Below are 17438 nucleotides of genomic sequence, written 5' to 3'. Positions count from 1 at the left end.
CTCGCAAATCTTTTTTGACTTTTTTTCTAACCTTAGTCATTTCCAATCTGCCGTACTCTACATTCAATGAACTCCCTTATTGCGGCTGCAAAACTAGAACCTTTTTCCGGTTTCGCAAACTTTATCATACCTTTTTTTAAATCTTTTTCTTAACAATCTCATTACAAAGACGTAACAATACCACTTTTTTTACCTTTATTTGGCGTCTTTGCCGTCATTATCCGGTTTTACTGGCGTTTTTGCCTTTTTTATTCCTGAAATACCAGACCTGACAGGTTCCAAAAAACTGTCAGCTCATCCGAAATTAGTAGCAGCATACCTATATATAGGTGCGCTTTTTGAAAAATAATATCTGATCCGTTGTAAAAAATCGATTATCCATAAATAAAAAAACTACTATTATATATAGATAGCACTAAATCCGAACCGAAAATTATTTTGATCTACATACTTTATATAATAAAACACCTGACAGGTTTTTGAAACCTGTCAGGTGTAAAAATAGAAAACCCCGGTAATACCGGGGCATCCTTGAATATATATAGTGAAACTAATTTTGAACCTCTTCTTTAGCTTTGGCTTCCCTTTCACTTCGGATTTGTTTGGACTTTTCCGCTTTTAATCGCCAGGTCGCCGCCAATTCGGCTAAATCAATGGGAGTCGCAGGATCCTGTTTTTGGAGTTTTCCACTTTTAAAAGATTTGATCAGTATACTTTCAATATAGAAATCTTCCAGATCATCAAAAGGTTTGTATTCCTTTTTAAGGTTTATATCAAACAACCGGGCGGTATTATTCGACCAAAATGCTTTCCATCCACTTTTTAAATCCTTAATTAGTTCAAAAGTTGTCACACCTGTTTGACGGTGGATAAGTTTTACAAGAATCTGACCGTCTTTTCGGGAAAATTTCTTTAATCGGTCTTCAAATTCATTCTGTAAATAATTTTCTACGATTTTAAAGTATTTCTTTTTTTCGCGATCCGAAGACAGTTTCGCCATATTCGCATTTAAAATGGTCAGATTCTCTGCGGCTACTTTTGCATACGGGTATACTTTTAGCACTCTTCGTTCCAGAATCCGTATTTTTTTCATTTCTTCGGCATAAGCCGTGTTCTTTCCTACGATCACTTCATCCATCTGAATCATGTAACTCACCGAAGTATCTTTTACTGTATTCGGAAGTTCCGTTTTAAGGGTATCCTGAGGATTAACCTGTGCGTAAAAAAAAGCGGGAAAAAATAGAAATCCTGATAGAATAAATAAGTGCTTCATATAATACTAATTAATATGTAAAATTAGACAATATTCTGAGCAACTATAATACCAAATTTATAAATTAGCAAAAAAATATTTATGGCAACAAAATCTATACTAACCAAATCATCGCTGACTTTTCTGGAAAAATACCTAAACAACGCCTCTCCTACGGGTTATGAGGAAAATGGACAGAAAATATGGATGGAATATCTTACACCTTACGTTGACACTTTTATTACCGATACCTACGGAACAGCTGTGGGTGTGATTAATCCCGAGGCACCTTATAAAGTAGTAATCGAAGGACATGCCGATGAAATTTCCTGGTATGTAAACTATATAACCGATAACGGTTTGATTTATGTGATCCGTAACGGCGGAAGTGATCATATGATTGCACCTTCCAAACGGGTTCATATTCATACCAAAAAAGGAATTGTAAAAGGCGTTTTCGGTTGGCCGGCTATTCACACCCGTAATCGCGGTAAGGAAGAAGCAGCTCGTATTGACAATATTTTTATCGACTGCGGATGCGAAACCAAGGAAGAAGTTGAAAAGCTGGGCGTACACGTAGGTTGTGTGATCACCTATCCGGACGATTTTATGATTCTTAATGAAAATAAATTTGTTTGCCGTGCTATCGACAACCGTATGGGTGGTTTTATGATTGCCGAAGTAGCCCGCTTGTTACACGAAAATAAAAAGAAACTGCCTTTCGGATTATATATCACGAACTCGGTACAGGAAGAAGTTGGTTTGCGCGGTGCTGAAATGATCACAAAAACAATCAAACCGAATGTTGCCATCGTTACCGATGTTTGTCACGATTCGTCCACACCGATGATCGATGTAAAAATTGAAGGTGATACCAAAATCGGAAAAGGTCCGGTAATTACCTATGCGCCTGCCGTACAAAACAAATTACGGGAATTGATCATCGATGCAGCCGAAACCAACAAGATTCCTTTCCAACGACTGGCGTCTTCCAGAGTAACCGGTACCGATACGGATGCTTTTGCCTACAGTAATGGCGGTGTGGCTTCGGCGCTGATTTCACTTCCGCTACGTTATATGCACACTACAGTAGAGATGGTTCACCGTGAAGATGTGGAAAACGTGATCCGCCTGATTTATGAAAGTATCCTAAAAATTGAAAATAATGAGACTTTCTCGTATTTCAAATAATTAAAATGTTCCGCTTCGGAATATTTAAAACGGCCTTATCAATAGTATTGCTTTTTGCTTCGGTTTGCCATGCAACTGTAGAAAAAGACAGTATCAGGAACGCTTACGGTTCTAAAAACGCTATTGATAAGGTCCTTTTTTATGAAAAACTGGATTTAAATACAAAAAGATCCTATCAGGATTTCTTTTATACTTCCTTTCCCCGATTGTCTCAGGATCCGCTTATCCAAAATTCCAAAAAAAATGATATCCGATATCGGTTTGCTCTTGCCGAAGTCTATAATATAAAGGGTGACGAGATTAATGCGATTAATGTACTCAAAAGTATCCGAAACGATAAAGAGTACAAATTGTCCGATACCGAATATATGAATCTGTTGGTGGCATTGCAAAAATCCTATCTGAATCTGAATCTGTATTCAAATGTATTTCAGATCAATTCCGAAATTGGAACCCTCCGAAAAAAAGGTGTTTATTTTCCGCTCTGGAGCTATAATATCAAAAGTCAGCTGTATGCCCGGCTTTATTTATATGAAAAGGCAATCCGTCAGTTAAAATCGGAAATACGGGATTTAGAGCGTTACGTGCAAAATGATCCTTTGATCATTCCTTCGGCCTATAATGACCTTGGGTTTTACTATTCGCTCAATGACAATATTGATAGCTCTTTTTATTACTACAAACGCAGCCTTCAATTATCCGAACGCTATTTAAAAAAGTCACAACCCGAAGCCTATAACCGGCTTACCGGAACCGTTAAAGGGAATATGGCGGTTTTATATTGTAAAAGGAACGATTATAAAACGGCTATTCCATTATTACAGGAAGATATTTCGGTTAATTCCGGAAACAAAGACGATAATTTGGGTAGTGCCACCAGTCGGATATTACTTTCGGAATGCTATTCCCGATTACAGCAATACGACCGGGCAAAAACGGTTCTACTGGATGTGGAACAATTTCTTCCTCATATTTCCCAACCCGCTACTCTGGTTTATTTTTACAAAACCAAAGCCGAATTACTCAAAGCCCTTAAACAAACCGATCGGGCATATGCCTACTATAAAAAAGCGTTCCGGTTAAACGATTCGATTAACAAACAAAATCAATCCCGATTATTGGGTGGAAACGAAATTTTATACCACCTGGAACAACAGGACGATTTGATCGCACAACAACAAACTGCTATTCAGCACAAACAAAAATATATTTTACAGATTATCCTGTCCGCCTTAATGATCATCACTTTATTTGCCTTTATTTATATGATCAACTCACGTAAAAAGCAGTTAAAAATTCAGAAGATGAATGCGGAAATTTCGGCTAAAAATAAAGTGATCAAAGAATCTCTTTCCGAAAAGGAAACCTTGTTACGTGAAATACATCATCGGGTCAATAACAACCTTCAGATGATATCCGGTATTCTGGCACTTCAGCAAATGTACAATACCGACGATTCGATACGGCTCATATTGCAAGAAGGCCAGGCGCGTATCCAGTCCATTGCTCTTATTCATAAAGCTTTGTATCATTCGGATAACTTTGCCCGGGTTTCTTTTGAATCCTATCTGAACGAATTGGTTACTGCCATACAAAAAACCTATCAAAACGAAGCCAAAACCATACATTGTATAGTCGATGCCGGACAAATCGAACTTAACATCAATACCGCCATACCGCTAAGTCTTATTATTAACGAAATCATAACCAATAGCTTTAAACATGCTTTTAAAAATCGTTCCGAAGGTCGTATCAACATCCGGCTTTCCAAATTAAATGATCACTACAAACTAAGCATTAGCGATAATGGTATCGGACTTCCGGATCATTTTGATCCTACGAATTTACATTCCATCGGTTTTGATTTGATCATGGGTCTGACCAAACAACTCGATGGTGAATTAACCTGGCAAAACCAAAACGGAACGCAAATCAATATCACGTTTAATGAAATAACTACCCAATCATGAGCGCACCACTACAAATCCTTATTGTTGAAGACGAATATATCACCCAGAAAACAATTAGCGTTTTCCTACGGGAAATGGGTTATCATGTGGTGGGTTGTGCCATGCAGGCCGATGAGGCATTGCGTTACTTAAACCAGCATACGGTAGACTTTGTAATTCTGGATATCACCATTAAAGGAGAAAAAGACGGAATCTGGCTGGCCGAAAAACTACACCAACAGTATTCGATTCCTTATATTTTTCTGACCGCCTACGTGGATGACGTGACAGTAAAAAATGCTATCGCTACCAATCCCTACGGTTATTTAGTAAAGCCGTTTCAAAAAGCGGCTTTGTTTTCTGCAATCGAAATTGCACTAATCAATTTTAATAAATGCCAACAGGTCAAAAAGGAAACTCCGGCTTCCATTGTTGTAAAACATCAGGATATTTTTGAGAAGGTAACCCTGGATCATCTTTATTATATCGAGAGTCAGAAAAACTACCTGATTCTTACCACTTCCCACAAACAATACCGAATTCGCGCCACTGTTACGGATTTTCTGGAAAAACTTCCCGAAAACTTTATTAAAACTCATAAAGGTTTTATCGTTAATACCAACAAGATACAAAGCTTTTCGTCAAATGTGGTTACTATTAACGGCCAAAAAATACCAGTTTCTAAGACTTATAAAGACATTGTTTTCAATAGCTTACACCATTCAACCTTAAAACAGTAGACATCGAAACTTTTATCCCGGAAGTATTGGATTATATCCCAGTTTTTTTAAACGGTAATTCGTTTTAATAATTTTTGTGTTACTAAATTATTAAATAATAATTACTTTATGAAAAATCTACTACATCTGATCCTTCTATGCCCAATATTGCTTTTTGCGCAAGTCGGAATCAACACCACTACTCCACATGCCAGTTCAATCCTCGATGTAACGGCAACCGATAGAGGTTTACTTGTTCCTCGTATTGCCATTCCGAATCTAAACGCTGCCGCACCGGTTTCCAGTCCGGCCAATAGTCTGCTCGTTTACAATACCAATGCAACTACCGGTGTTGGTTTTTATTACTGGAATGGCAGCAAATGGGTTCCGATATCCGGTGCGCATAACGATTGGGTTATTGTGGGGAATGACATGTATAATGCCAACTCCGGAAATGTGGGTGTTGGCGTCACTGCACCTACAGCTAAATTGCATGTTGAAAATACCGCCGGTGCGAGTATCGCTCCTTTTTCTGGCGGATTCGAAAGTGGTACCATTTCTCCTTTTAGTACTTCGGGTAGCGGTGGAGCGTGGACTCTTACCACAACGGCCGGTCAGTTTAATGTAGGCTCCTCCGGAATTAAATCCGGTTCCGGTCTTCATAGCAGTTCATCTAATCTGGATCTGAGTGTTGCTATTCCTGCCGGTGGTTCGTCTTTTTCTTTTAATTATCGTGTGGATAGTGAATCGGGTTATGATTATCTGCGTTTTTATATCGATGGTGTACAACAAAATCAATGGTCCGGAACAGTGGCCTGGGCAACCTATTCCGGAAGCTTAACAGCCGGGAGTCATACTTTATCCTGGCGTTATGAAAAAGACAGTTCTACCAATTCCGGATTGGATGCCGCTTTTATCGATCAGGTTGTAATTACCAGTACGCAAACACTTTCACCGGCGATTCGTATTGTTGATGGCAGTCAGGGAAATGGAAAAGTGCTCACTTCAGATGCGAATGGTTATGCGAGCTGGAAGAGTACCAACCTACCGGATATTGCGTCTTTTCAGGGAATGATCATTCCTGTTTGTGATTCCTATTCCAATGGAAGTACAGGTTCGTTTACCATTCCGATCCGGGGTGTAACCACCACGGTTACCTGGACGATACTGGCCAAACAAATCCGGAGTGGCTCTGCGACCTTGTCGGGTAATACCGTTGCGCTGGCTCCGGTAACCGCCGAACGTCTACAGGTTCGTTACGATTTTTCACCGCAATTGCCTTTTAATCCGCTGGGAATTATTTTTAACGCTTACAACTCGAGTGGCTATCCGGATACTTTTGTGATCAATTATGCTAATAAATCGCAAAACTCAATAACGGTCAATATTGCACGGGCCGATCTTTTTGCCAGTCAGACATCGAATTGCTGGACCGGCCAATTTTATTTTGATGTGATGGTTATGAATTAAAAAAGAATAGGGAGTCTTCCGACTCCCTATTCCTGTTTTTTTACGTTTCAATTATTTTCTGGCACCAGCCGCTTTTAATGTTTCAATAACGTCATTGTTTTTAAACATTTCAGCAATTTTTAAAGCGGTATTTCCATTTTGATCCACTGCTGTTAAATCGGCTCCTTTTTCAACCAATAATTTTACAATTTCAAGGTTGTTGTAACGGATTGCATACATTAACGGTGTTAGATTATTGGTTCTTTCGTTAACATCAGCTCCGTACTCGATGAATTTTTTAATTGTTTCAACGTCACCTTTGCTGATTGCTGTACAAAGTGGTGTGGCACCATAGGCATTTACAGTATACACTTTTGTTTCTGTAACTGTAGCAGCTGTAGCAACATTTGTAAAAGCTACTAAAGCCATTCCTAAAATAAAGATCGTTTTTTTCATGATGATTGATTTTTTAAATTATTTTTGATTGTTACAGTTTAGACGCGACACTTTTTATTTCGTTACAGGAAAAATCTTATTATAACATTTTTTTAACATATCAGACTGTATTTCGCGATAGAGCATAAAAAAACCGGAACATTTGTCCCGGTTTTTTTAACCATTACGATTATATTATTTTACTTCTTCGTAATCAACATCCTGCGTCTGGTCGCCCTGGTTGGCATCGCCACCTTGTGGTTGTGCCTGAGAAGCCTGACCTTCAGCCTGTGCTTTATACAATTCTTCCGATGCATTTTTCCATGCTTCGTTGATTTTGTCTAATGCCGGTTGGATGGTATCTACGTCTTTTGTTTCGTACGCTTTTTTCAATTCGTCCAAAGCACCTTCGATAGCCGATTTGTTTCCGTCTGATAATTTATCTCCGAATTCTTTTAATTGTTTTTCGGTCTGGAAGATCATTCCGTCGGCCTCATTCAATTTATCAACTTTCTCTTTGGCCGCTTTGTCCGCTTCCGCATTTGCTTCCGCTTCTTTACGCATTCTGTCGATTTCTTCCTGAGTTAATCCTGAAGAAGCCTCGATACGGATATCGTGTGATTTACCGGTTCCTTTATCAGTAGCCGATACTTTAATAATACCGTTGGCATCGATATCGAATGTTACTTCAATTTGCGGTACACCTCTTGGTGCTGGCGGAATTCCGTCTAAGTGGAAACGACCGATCGTTTTGTTATCGTTAGCCATTGGTCTTTCCCCTTGTAACACGTGGATTTCTACAGATGGCTGGTTATCGGCCGCTGTTGAGAAAACCTGTGATTTTTTGGTCGGGATAGTCGTATTGGCGTCGATTAATTTTGTCATTACACTTCCCATAGTTTCAATACCTAAGGATAATGGTGTAACGTCTAATAATAATACGTCTTTTACGTCTCCGGTTAATACACCACCCTGAATCGCAGCTCCAACCGCTACTACTTCATCCGGATTTACTCCTTTTGATGGTTTTTTACCAAAGAATTTCTCTACTTCTTCCTGAATTCTAGGAATACGGGTAGAACCTCCAACCAGGATTACTTCGTCGATCTCCGATTTTGAGATTCCGGCATCTTTTAACGCTTTTTCACATGGGATCATGGAACGACGAACCAATTCGTCTGCCAATTGCTCAAATTTCGCTCGGGTTAATGTTTTTACCAAGTGTTTTGGTCCGGAAGCCGTAGCCGTTACATACGGTAAATTGATTTCTGTTTGCGCTGAAGCCGATAATTCAATTTTCGCTTTTTCAGCCGCTTCTTTCAAACGTTGTAAAGCCATTGGATCTTTACGTAAATCAACACCTTCTTCGCTGTTGAATTCGTTTGCCAACCAGTCAATAATTACCTGATCAAAATCGTCACCTCCTAAGTGTGTATCACCATTGGTTGATAATACTTCGAATACACCGTCACCTAATTCCAGGATTGAGATATCAAAAGTACCACCACCTAAGTCATATACTGCAATTTTCTGGTCTTTTCCGGCTTTATCCAATCCGTAAGCCAAAGCTGCAGCCGTTGGTTCGTTAATAATACGACGTACTTTTAAACCTGCAATTTCTCCGGCTTCTTTAGTCGCCTGACGTTGTGCATCGTTAAAGTAGGCCGGTACCGTAATAACCGCCTCCGTTACTGTTGTTCCTAAATAATCTTCGGCTGTTTTCTTCATTTTCTGAAGTGTCATTGCCGATAATTCCTGCGGCGTATAAAGTCTTCCGTCGATGTCAACACGTGGTGTGTCGTTATCGCCTTTTACCACTTTGTACGCAACATTTCCTGCTTCTTTCTGGCTTTCTGAGTATTTGTTCCCCATAAAACGTTTGATCGAAGCGATCGTTTTCGTTGGATTTGTCACTGCTTGTCTTTTGGCAGGATCTCCTACTTTGATTTCACCACCTTCTACAAAAGCAATTACAGATGGTGTTGTTCTTTTTCCTTCTGCATTAGGAATTACTACCGGCTCATTACCTTCCATTACAGATACGCAAGAGTTAGTCGTTCCTAAGTCAATTCCAATAATTTTACTCATAATTAAATCTCCTTATTATATATTTTTTTTCGTTTCGTTTTTTCAACTTGATTGGTATAAGTCAATGATTGTGCCATTCGCCAAAAGTGTTAAAAATTGTCATAAACACCTTATTTTTCACCTTTTTAATACTGACAATATGACATTTTTGCCGTCAGGAGTTTTTCAACTGGCCTCAGAAATAATATCACAAGTCCCATACCCTTTGTGAGTTTATCGCATTTATTCCGACTGACAGTGCCGGCATTTTCAAGAATACGAAGTAATTAACGGTAAAACCACAGACAGAAATCCCCCTCAGCGCTAAAAGTGTGTTATATCCGTTTTATTTATTGAATTATCGGATTATCTTTGCTTTAGCAAATAAACATTTAGATTACTATATATGGAGTGTATTTCTGTATTTGATATGCTTAAAATTGGTGTGGGTCCTTCGAGCTCGCATACCTTAGGCCCCTGGCGTGCAGCCGAACAGTTTCTTGTTGAAATCAGAAATCGTAACCTTATTGATCATGTAAATCGTATTACGGTCGACCTATACGGTTCACTGTCACTGACCGGAAAAGGTCATGCCACCGATCTGGCTGTCATGCTTGGACTTAGCGGTGCCGATCCGGAATATATCCCGGTAGAAAGTATCGATGTGATCATTTCTGCCATTAATAATAAAAAAGAAATCTTTTTAGGAAACGAAATCATCATACCGTTCGATCCGGAAAAAGATATCGTTTTTAATCGTAACTTCCTTCCATTTCATGCCAACGGACTTACGTTTACCGTTTATACCGATACACAGGAATATACTTCGACTTTCTATTCGATTGGCGGTGGTTTTGTGGTAAAAGAAACGCAGGAGGAAAATACAGCTAAGGAAACAACCAAACGCAATTTCCCGTTTCCGATCGAAAAAGCGGAAGAACTTTTGGCTTATTGTCAGTCCGAACAAAAGAAAATCTCCGAAATCGTCTATGAAAATGAAAAATCCATGCGTTCGGAAGCCGAAATTCACAGCGAATTGCTACGGGTTTGGAATACAATGCTGGAATGTATGTACATCGGATGTCATACCGAAGGTACTTTACCGGGCGGTTTAAACGTTCGTCGTCGCGCCTACGACATGCATAAAAATCTGATTGGCGTATTGCCGTATGACAATCCACAATCCTGGCTGGAAATTATCCGGATGACAGAAGTAAAATTCCGTCAGATTCTGAAATGGGTAAGCTGTTTTGCTCTGGCTGTAAACGAAGTAAATGCCTCTCTGGGACGTGTTGTTACCGCGCCAACCAACGGAAGTGCGGGTGTAATCCCTGCCGTTTTAATGTATTATATGGTGATCGAAAACCATGAGGCCAACGAAGAACAGATAACACAATTCCTGATGGTGGCCGGAGAAATTGGCAGTATCTTTAAAAAAGGTGCCACAATTTCGGCAGCAATGGGTGGTTGTCAGGCGGAAATTGGCGTTTCCTCTGCGATGGCTGCCGGTGCGTTGTGTGAACTGATGGGCGGAACTCCGGAACAGGTATTAATGGCTGCCGAAATCGCAATGGAACACCATCTGGGCTTAACCTGCGATCCTATTGGCGGACTGGTACAAATCCCGTGCATCGAACGCAATACCATGGGCGCCATCAAAGCGATCAATGCGGCCGAACTGGCTTTGGAAACCGATCCAAAAAATGCAAAAGTGCCATTGGATAAAGTGGTCGATACGATGTGGCAAACAGCAAAAGATATGAATAATAAATATAAAGAAACATCCGAAGGCGGATTGGCTGTGGCTGTAAATATGGCCGATTGTTAATCGTCTTTTAAACTATATAAAAGCGGAATCGAGATTGATTCCGCTTTTTTATTTTCTTCTCGTATCAACAATATAAATGATCTTCCAGGTTCCTTTTTCGTTATACAATTGGAACGAATTGACTCCGGAGTGGCTTAATTTTCCGTTGATATAAAATTCATACGGTGTCCAGACATGTGCCATTGTTCCGTCGATCTGAATTTTATAGCTCAGAATTTTTTCCTGAAACGTCAGTTGCGCCGGAAACGTAGCGATTGCTTTAAAAAAAGCGCCCGCCGTTTCCTCTGTCAGTCGATTGCCTTTCGGGCTTTCCTGTATCGATTGTAAAATCATTTTATCATGACAAAGCGACTTTATTTTTAGCGTGTCTTTTGCGTGAAATCCGTCGAAAAAAGTACGGATGGTATTTTCAACGTCCTTTTGCTGTCCATACATTCCAAATGACAGACAGGCCATGACTAGCAGTAGTTTATATTTCATAATTATACGCTTTGGTTACATCATCAGTAGGATTAATCCCGGTTATGTTACAGTATTGATAGAAATTGTAGTACTTTTACGTTTCCAAAATTTGAAACTTATGTCAGTTGCTAAAAAAGACTACAAAAGAATTACAACAAAATCGTTGATTGAAATGAAAAGCAACGGAGAGAAAATCTCCATGTTAACGGCCTATGATTATACCATGGCAAAAATCGTTGACAGTGCCGGAATCGACGCTATTCTTGTTGGTGATTCCGCTTCCAATGTTATGGCGGGACACGAAACTACATTGCCCATCACTTTGGACCAAATGATCTATCACGCATCTTCGGTTGTTCGCGCTGTTGACCGCGCGCTGGTTATCGTTGACTTACCATTCGGAACCTACCAATCGGATCCTAAAGAAGCTTTGCGTTCGTCCATACGGATTATGAAAGAAAGCGGCGCTCATGCTGTAAAACTCGAAGGTGGAAGTGAAATCAAAGACAGTATCAAACGAATCCTGAATGCCGGAATTCCGGTAATGGGACATTTGGGGTTAACACCACAATCCATTTACAAATTCGGAACCTACACCGTTCGTGCCAAAGAAGAAGCCGAAGCGGAAAAACTCCTTGAGGATGCCAAAATGCTTGAAAAAATAGGTTGTTTTGCCGTAGTACTGGAAAAAATTCCATCGGCATTAGCCAAAAAAGTAGCCGAAAGTATTTCCATACCGGTAATTGGAATTGGTGCCGGAAGTGGTGTCGACGGACAAGTATTGGTACTCCATGACATGATCGGTATGACACACGAATTCAGTCCGCGTTTTTTAAGACGCTATATGAATCTTTATGACGATATGAGCAAAGCAATCGGAAACTATGTAAGTGATGTAAAATCACAGGATTTCCCGAATGCCAACGAACAATATTAATACCGATCGTATCTGTGACCGAAAAAACCGTTTCTAACAAAGATAATTTACAGGTTATTTACGAGGACAATCACCTTATTGTGATCAATAAGCGTGTAGGCGATATTGTACAGGGTGATAAAACCGGTGACAAGCCACTTAGCGATGTGGTTAAAGAATATCTGAAGGACAAATACAACAAACCTGGCGAGGTTTTTCTGGGTGTTATTCACCGTTTGGATCGCCCCACGACAGGTATTGTTGTATTTGCCCGTACCTCGAAAGCACTTACCCGTATGAACGAATTGTTTAAAAATCGGGAAACTAAAAAAACCTATTGGGCAGTGGTTAAAAACCGTCCTGTTCCGGATACGGCCACGCTGGTACATTTTTTAAAGCGAAATCCTAAAAACAATACGTCCAAAGCCTATCCGAAAGAAGTTCCGGATAGTAAAATGGCCCGTCTTACGTATTCCGTGATCAAAGTACTTCAAAATTATACCGCTCTGGAAATCGATTTGCATACCGGAAGGCACCATCAGATCCGCTCGCAATTATCGGCTATCGGAAGTCCGATTAAAGGCGATCTGAAATATGGTTCCGATCGCAGTAATCCCGATGGCGGTATTCATCTTCACGCCCGAAAACTGGTACTCGCCCATCCGGTTAGTAAAGAAGTATTGGTACTAACGGCACCAATACCTGATGACAGTATTTGGAAAAGCATTTGATTTTTTTATTATTTTTAACACTTAATTGTTAATCTTTCTTTTTATGCGAAAAATACTTGTCGCTTCCTGTTGTCTGTTTATTTCCTCTCTATATGCTCAGGAGCATTTCAGCGGTATCAATACCACCCGTAGAACCGGAATACTGAATGCTTCGGTAAATCCGGCGGAATTAAGTAATCTTAGTAACCGGTATGAAGTCAATATTTTTAATACCAGCGTAAACGTTTCTAATAATAAAATCAGTTTTAAGGATATTGTAAACGGTGGTAATCTTGAAGATAAAATTTTTGAAGGGGACAAAGCGGTCAATATGCGTCTGGATGCCGAAATTCTGGGTCCTTCTTTCGCTATGAAACATGATAAATGGACTTTTGCGGTTACTTCTTCTGCAAAAATTAAAGCTAATTTAATCGATGTTGACGTCAATTTAGCCAATGCCGTACGGAACTCGTTTATCGGTTCGTCCATTATTGCACTTGATCATAACCAACGTGTCAATGCTTTAACCTGGGGTGAAATTGGCTTTTCGGCTTCCCGTATCGTTTTCGAAGATCATCAGCATAAATTTAGCGGTGGCGCTACTTTTAAATTGCTGTTCCCGGGTTCTTATGCCAATATTGCCGCAGATAAATTTAGCGGTACCGTAACCAATGTTTTAGGCGATGTGGAACTGACCAATGCGCATGCCGCACTGAATGTTTCCTATTCCGGTGCGTTGGCTGATGGTTTTACCGACAGTAGCAATTTTAATCAGTTTTTTGGTAATGGGATCCATGGTTATGCCGTTGATTTGGGCGTAAATTACCAGTGGAAAGAACAAGATGACAGTGGTTATAAAATTAATGCCGGACTGGCCGTTCGAAACATCGGAAGTATGACTTTTAAAGCCGATAATAATGTTTCCCGAAATTACAGCCTGTCGGTTGAAGGTTTACAAAGTTTTGACCTGAACCAGTTTGAAGGCGTTGACAATGTAAAAGAAATCGAACAGATTCTGATCAACAGTGGCTATGTTACCATTGACAATACCACCAAAGATTTTAAAATAAAAATGCCAACACTTATTTCGGCTTATGCCGATGTACATGTACATAATAAATGGTATGTAACCGCCTATATGCAACAAAAAGTCGTTGACGATACTAAAAATGACCTGGCTACGGCTCAGAATGTCATTACAATCACGCCTCGTTTTTCCGCTCAGGACTACGAGATTTATTCTCCCTGGTCCAGCAACGAAATTTCCGGAATAACCGGAGGTATCGGGTTCCGTTTAGGCGGATTTTATCTGGGTTCGGGATCAATTGTAACCGCCTTAATAAATAATTCCAAACAAGCCGATGCCTATTTAGGTTTCCGAATAGGTTTTTAAACACCAAAATCACAATTAAAAGAACAAAAAATGCAACAAAACATTAAAAAAAGACTCGAAGAAATTAACCGGAATGGATTGCATCTGGATACCGGAGCGCTAATCGACCAGAGTTTTGAAAACTATAAAAAAATTGCTCTGATAGCCGGTTTAGCTTTCCTAATCATGGTTATTATTATTACTGTTTTACTAATTGGCGGTGTTTCCGTTTTTTACGGACTGGAACGTTATGTACAGGATTTTTCTAATTTAGAACAAAATGGTATATCCCGTAATTTTATTATTATCTCGGCTATAGTCAATACGGTGATCGCAGCTATTACGGCTCCGTTTTCGGCAGGAATCATCAAAATGTCGTCCGATGCGGATAACAATCGTGAGTTTAGTGTTGGTACGGCTTTCGAATATTACAAATCAACGAAGTTTATTCCCGTTTTTACAGCCAGTCTTATTATTGCACTAACATCGGCTTTAATCGGAGCAGTATTGCAATTGCTAAATATGAACTTCGTAGGGACATTTGTAAGCATGATTATTGGTTTCCTGACTTGCCTTACCCTGCCACTTCTTATCCTGGGAAATCTATCTGTTAAAGATGCTATTGTAAACAGTATTGCACTGGTAAACAAAGCACCTCTAACCGTTTTATTAGCGTTAATTGTTGCTTTTATAGGAGCTTTAACCGGTTTAATCGCCTTTTGTTTGGGGGTATTCTTTACCCTTCCGTATATTTATTGTATGTATTACACCATATACAGAAATATTTTTGGTTCCGATGACAGTGAAATTGAAGACATCGGCCGCTCTGATTCTTTCTAACCCTTTAAAACCCTAGCCCATGAAATGGAAAGGCCAACGTAAAAGCGAAAATGTTGAAGACCGTCGCGGTATGTCTTCCGGTGGTAAAATAGCTGCCGGTGGTGGTCTTATCGGTATTATTATTTTACTGATCAATATGTTTGGGGGCGAAAATGTCCAGCAACTGACTCCTCTTTTGGAGCAATTACAACAGGGACAATCGACAGAACAGGTACGACAACGGGATTTAACCCCGGAAGAAATAGAATTAGGCGATTTTGCCACTACTATTCTTGGATTTACCGAAACAACCTGGGCTAAAGTATTTCAGGAAAACGGAATGACGTATGAAAATCCCGGAATGGTATTGTTTACCGATAATGTATCCACTGCTTGTGGTAATGCTACCGCTGCTACGGGTCCTTTTTATTGTCCTGCCGATCGTAAAGTATATATGGATCTGGCCTTTTTTGAAGAATTGCGAACCCGTTTTGGTGCCAAAGGTGGTGACTTTGCGATTGCTTATGTAATTGCACATGAAGTAGGTCATCATGTTCAAACTTTATTGGGAACGTCCGGAAAAGTTCGGAAATTACAACAGGGACTTAGTCAGACAGCGGCTAATAAACTTTCGGTTTCATTGGAATTACAGGCTGATTTCTATGCCGGTTTATGGGCACATTACAATCAGAAATACCTGGAAGAAGGCGATATTGAAGAAGCTCTTAGTGCAGCGCAAGCGGTTGGTGATGACGCCATCCAGAAAAAAATGCAGGGACATGTTACCCCGGATTCTTTTACACACGGTACGTCGGCGCAACGTATCGAATGGTTTAAACGCGGTTATCAAACCGGCGATATCCGAAAAGGAGATACTTTTGCCGAATTAAACTAATAATGTATTAGGAATTATATAAAAACAAACCCCGGAAGCCTATGGTTTTCGGGGTTTTACTTTATGCGTGCCGAAAATGGTTTATTTTAATTTAAAAGATGGATTAAAGTGTAGCGCCAACCAGGTCCAGGTTTGCAAATTTTTCGGATCTCTGACATTTTTAAGCGTATTCATACTCTCGGACGCAAACATAAACGAATGCCCGATAAAGAGTCCGAATTGCTTATTTAATTTGTGCTGAAATACCAGATCCAATTCGGTTCCCAGATATTTAGACAAGTCCTTTCCGTTACTATCCATACCTTGTTTTCCATTTGTCATAAAAGCATGGATATTCCCTGTCAGATTGGATTTCGGGCTAAATTTCATCTTTGTCTGGATATAATAATCGTTAAGCCCGAATGTATTAAAATGGTTCCCTACATAAAAATAATCCATAAAACCATTGAATTTATGATTGGTTCCATACATCGGACTAAAAGATCGGTTTTCGGTCGCAGCCGTATCATAATTATTTCCGGATAACCACTCCGTTCCGACTACTATATTAAATTGTTTACTCACAATAAAATCGGCGTTAAGCGAAAACTGATACGCTTTTTTACTTTGTCCTGCTGTATTGTTACCGGTTTGATAATATCCGGATCCAAAAATCCCGAAACTCTCAAAATATTTTCCGGCGTTCACTCCTGCTGTCAGCATATCATAATGTGTTCCATCTGCATTTTGCAATACATTGTTCATCGCAATAACGGAAAATCGTGATTTATTCGAATCTTTATACTGATAGTGTAGCAATTGCAATGATTTTGTTTTTTCACCACTGTCTGCAATGCCATATACTTCATTAGTTGGTGTATCGTTTGTATCATCACCATCGTTATTATAGGTCACCACTGCTTCTACTTTTGAATTTTTTCCCAAAGAAAAAATCCCTTTTAAGGCATCAAAGCTTCTTCCCTGCATAGCCCAATCCAAAGCTCCAACCAGTCTTTCATTGTCATACGAAAGTATCTGACGTCCTATCTTTAGTGTGGCTTTCGGATTAAACTGATATTTCGCCCAGGCTTCGTTGACCGTAAAATTTTGATTTTTAATTTGGGTAGATGCTGTTTCCCCCCAGATTCTTACATCCTGAGCCGAAAAATACATTTCGAGATTCTGATAATAGTAATCCAGTCCGATTCTGGCTCTGGAAAATATCGTAGTTTCTGCATTTTTTCCTTTCGGAATCAAAGTCTTCTGACCATTATCTAATTCCGTACGGGTTCTGAAATCAATATTCATTTTAAGACTGTCGACCTGTGCATTGGCAAGATAAAATCCAAAGCAAAGGCTATATATCATTATTTTTTTAATCATATTTTTCGTTTT

Annotated in this window: 15 protein-coding genes; 10 read left to right on the top strand and 5 right to left on the bottom strand. The window is 39.6% G+C overall.

Features of this window, described 5'->3' with window-relative positions:
* Nucleotides 1–550: 550 nt before the first annotated feature.
* Nucleotides 551–1273, bottom strand: coding sequence for a DUF4294 domain-containing protein (locus E6C50_RS16190; protein ID WP_136404285.1), 723 nt, complete (start codon nt 1271–1273; stop codon nt 551–553).
* A gap of 81 nt (nt 1274–1354) precedes the next feature.
* Between E6C50_RS16190 and E6C50_RS16185 the strand changes: the two genes are divergently transcribed.
* The 4 genes from E6C50_RS16185 to E6C50_RS16170 all read left to right on the top strand — a co-directional run bounded on the left by E6C50_RS16185 (nt 1355) and on the right by E6C50_RS16170 (nt 6581).
* Nucleotides 1355–2443, top strand: a complete 1089-nt coding sequence (locus E6C50_RS16185; RefSeq protein WP_136404284.1) for a M42 family metallopeptidase — start codon at nt 1355–1357, stop codon at nt 2441–2443.
* Between the two features lie 5 nt (nt 2444–2448).
* Complete coding sequence (locus E6C50_RS16180) at nt 2449–4413, top strand: tetratricopeptide repeat-containing sensor histidine kinase (RefSeq protein WP_136404283.1); 1965 nt, start codon at nt 2449–2451, stop codon at nt 4411–4413.
* The gene (locus E6C50_RS16175; protein WP_136404282.1) at nt 4410–5132 is read left to right on the top strand and encodes a LytR/AlgR family response regulator transcription factor; all 723 of its coding nucleotides are present in this window, start codon (nt 4410–4412) and stop codon (nt 5130–5132) included. The genes E6C50_RS16180 and E6C50_RS16175 overlap by 4 nt, the downstream gene beginning before the upstream one ends.
* Before the next feature lie 108 nt (nt 5133–5240).
* A complete protein-coding gene (locus tag E6C50_RS16170; protein ID WP_136404281.1) occupies nt 5241–6581 on the top strand; it encodes a hypothetical protein in 1341 nt (446 codons plus the stop codon).
* A gap of 51 nt (nt 6582–6632) precedes the next feature.
* Here the strand turns inward: E6C50_RS16170 and E6C50_RS16165 are convergent, their stop codons facing one another.
* Both E6C50_RS16165 and dnaK read right to left on the bottom strand, forming a co-directional pair.
* A complete protein-coding gene (locus E6C50_RS16165) occupies nt 6633–7016 on the bottom strand; it encodes an ankyrin repeat domain-containing protein (RefSeq protein ID WP_136404280.1) in 384 nt (127 codons plus the stop codon).
* A 174-nt stretch (nt 7017–7190) separates the two neighbouring features.
* Entirely contained in the window at nt 7191–9083 is a 1893-nt protein-coding gene (gene dnaK / locus E6C50_RS16160; RefSeq protein WP_136404279.1) for a molecular chaperone DnaK, read from the bottom strand.
* 385 nt (nt 9084–9468) lie between these two features.
* On the opposite strand from dnaK, the gene E6C50_RS16155 reads away from it, so the two are divergent.
* Entirely contained in the window at nt 9469–10890 is a 1422-nt protein-coding gene (locus E6C50_RS16155; RefSeq protein ID WP_136404278.1) for an L-serine ammonia-lyase, read from the top strand.
* Between the two features lie 48 nt (nt 10891–10938).
* On the opposite strand, the gene E6C50_RS16150 is transcribed toward E6C50_RS16155, so the two are convergent.
* Nucleotides 10939–11370 (bottom strand): nuclear transport factor 2 family protein, encoded by a 432-nt coding sequence (locus E6C50_RS16150; RefSeq protein WP_136404277.1) that lies wholly within the window; start codon nt 11368–11370, stop codon nt 10939–10941.
* A 100-nt stretch (nt 11371–11470) separates the two neighbouring features.
* Here E6C50_RS16150 and panB point away from each other — a divergent pair, with 100 nt between their 5' ends.
* Genes panB through ypfJ form a run of 5 tightly spaced genes read left to right on the top strand, consistent with a single transcriptional unit; the run spans nt 11471 to nt 16064 of the window.
* Nucleotides 11471–12289: a 3-methyl-2-oxobutanoate hydroxymethyltransferase gene (gene panB / locus E6C50_RS16145; RefSeq protein ID WP_136404276.1), complete on the top strand. Its 819-nt coding sequence runs from the start codon at nt 11471–11473 to the stop codon at nt 12287–12289.
* 14 nt (nt 12290–12303) lie between these two features.
* Entirely contained in the window at nt 12304–12999 is a 696-nt protein-coding gene (locus tag E6C50_RS16140; protein WP_136404275.1) for an RluA family pseudouridine synthase, read from the top strand.
* 43 nt (nt 13000–13042) lie between these two features.
* On the top strand, nt 13043–14371 hold the full coding sequence (locus E6C50_RS16135) for a hypothetical protein (RefSeq protein ID WP_136404274.1): 1329 nt from the start codon (nt 13043–13045) through the stop codon (nt 14369–14371).
* Nucleotides 14372–14401: 30 nt separating this feature from the next.
* Entirely contained in the window at nt 14402–15190 is a 789-nt protein-coding gene (locus E6C50_RS16130; RefSeq protein ID WP_136404273.1) for a hypothetical protein, read from the top strand.
* A gap of 19 nt (nt 15191–15209) precedes the next feature.
* The gene (ypfJ, locus tag E6C50_RS16125; protein WP_136404272.1) at nt 15210–16064 is read left to right on the top strand and encodes a KPN_02809 family neutral zinc metallopeptidase; all 855 of its coding nucleotides are present in this window, start codon (nt 15210–15212) and stop codon (nt 16062–16064) included.
* A gap of 81 nt (nt 16065–16145) precedes the next feature.
* On the opposite strand, the gene E6C50_RS16120 is transcribed toward ypfJ, so the two are convergent.
* Entirely contained in the window at nt 16146–17426 is a 1281-nt protein-coding gene (locus E6C50_RS16120; RefSeq protein WP_136404271.1) for an alginate export family protein, read from the bottom strand.
* Nucleotides 17427–17438 lie beyond the last annotated feature (12 nt).

This window comes from Flavobacterium supellecticarium (genome assembly GCF_004801375.1).
GTDB classification, from domain to species: Bacteria; Bacteroidota; Bacteroidia; order Flavobacteriales; family Flavobacteriaceae; genus Flavobacterium; species Flavobacterium supellecticarium.
This window is presented reverse-complemented; position numbering and strand designations above follow the sequence as displayed.

Bases quoted from the DNA above. Each gene is read 5' to 3' on its own strand.
- E6C50_RS16120 (WP_136404271.1), bottom strand. From the start codon at position 17,426: ATGATTAAAAAAATAATGATATATAGCCTTTGCTTTGGATTTTATCTT.
- E6C50_RS16190 (WP_136404285.1), bottom strand. From the start codon at position 1,273: ATGAAGCACTTATTTATTCTATCAGGATTTCTATTTTTTCCCGCTTTT.
- E6C50_RS16130 (WP_136404273.1), top strand. From the start codon at position 14,402: ATGCAACAAAACATTAAAAAAAGACTCGAAGAAATTAACCGGAATGGA.
- panB (WP_136404276.1), top strand. From the start codon at position 11,471: ATGTCAGTTGCTAAAAAAGACTACAAAAGAATTACAACAAAATCGTTG.
- ypfJ (WP_136404272.1), top strand. From the start codon at position 15,210: ATGAAATGGAAAGGCCAACGTAAAAGCGAAAATGTTGAAGACCGTCGC.
- dnaK (WP_136404279.1), bottom strand. From the start codon at position 9,083: ATGAGTAAAATTATTGGAATTGACTTAGGAACGACTAACTCTTGCGTA.
- E6C50_RS16135 (WP_136404274.1), top strand. From the start codon at position 13,043: ATGCGAAAAATACTTGTCGCTTCCTGTTGTCTGTTTATTTCCTCTCTA.
- E6C50_RS16155 (WP_136404278.1), top strand. From the start codon at position 9,469: ATGGAGTGTATTTCTGTATTTGATATGCTTAAAATTGGTGTGGGTCCT.
- E6C50_RS16185 (WP_136404284.1), top strand. From the start codon at position 1,355: ATGGCAACAAAATCTATACTAACCAAATCATCGCTGACTTTTCTGGAA.
- E6C50_RS16180 (WP_136404283.1), top strand. From the start codon at position 2,449: ATGTTCCGCTTCGGAATATTTAAAACGGCCTTATCAATAGTATTGCTT.
- E6C50_RS16170 (WP_136404281.1), top strand. From the start codon at position 5,241: ATGAAAAATCTACTACATCTGATCCTTCTATGCCCAATATTGCTTTTT.
- E6C50_RS16150 (WP_136404277.1), bottom strand. From the start codon at position 11,370: ATGAAATATAAACTACTGCTAGTCATGGCCTGTCTGTCATTTGGAATG.
- E6C50_RS16175 (WP_136404282.1), top strand. From the start codon at position 4,410: ATGAGCGCACCACTACAAATCCTTATTGTTGAAGACGAATATATCACC.
- E6C50_RS16165 (WP_136404280.1), bottom strand. From the start codon at position 7,016: ATGAAAAAAACGATCTTTATTTTAGGAATGGCTTTAGTAGCTTTTACA.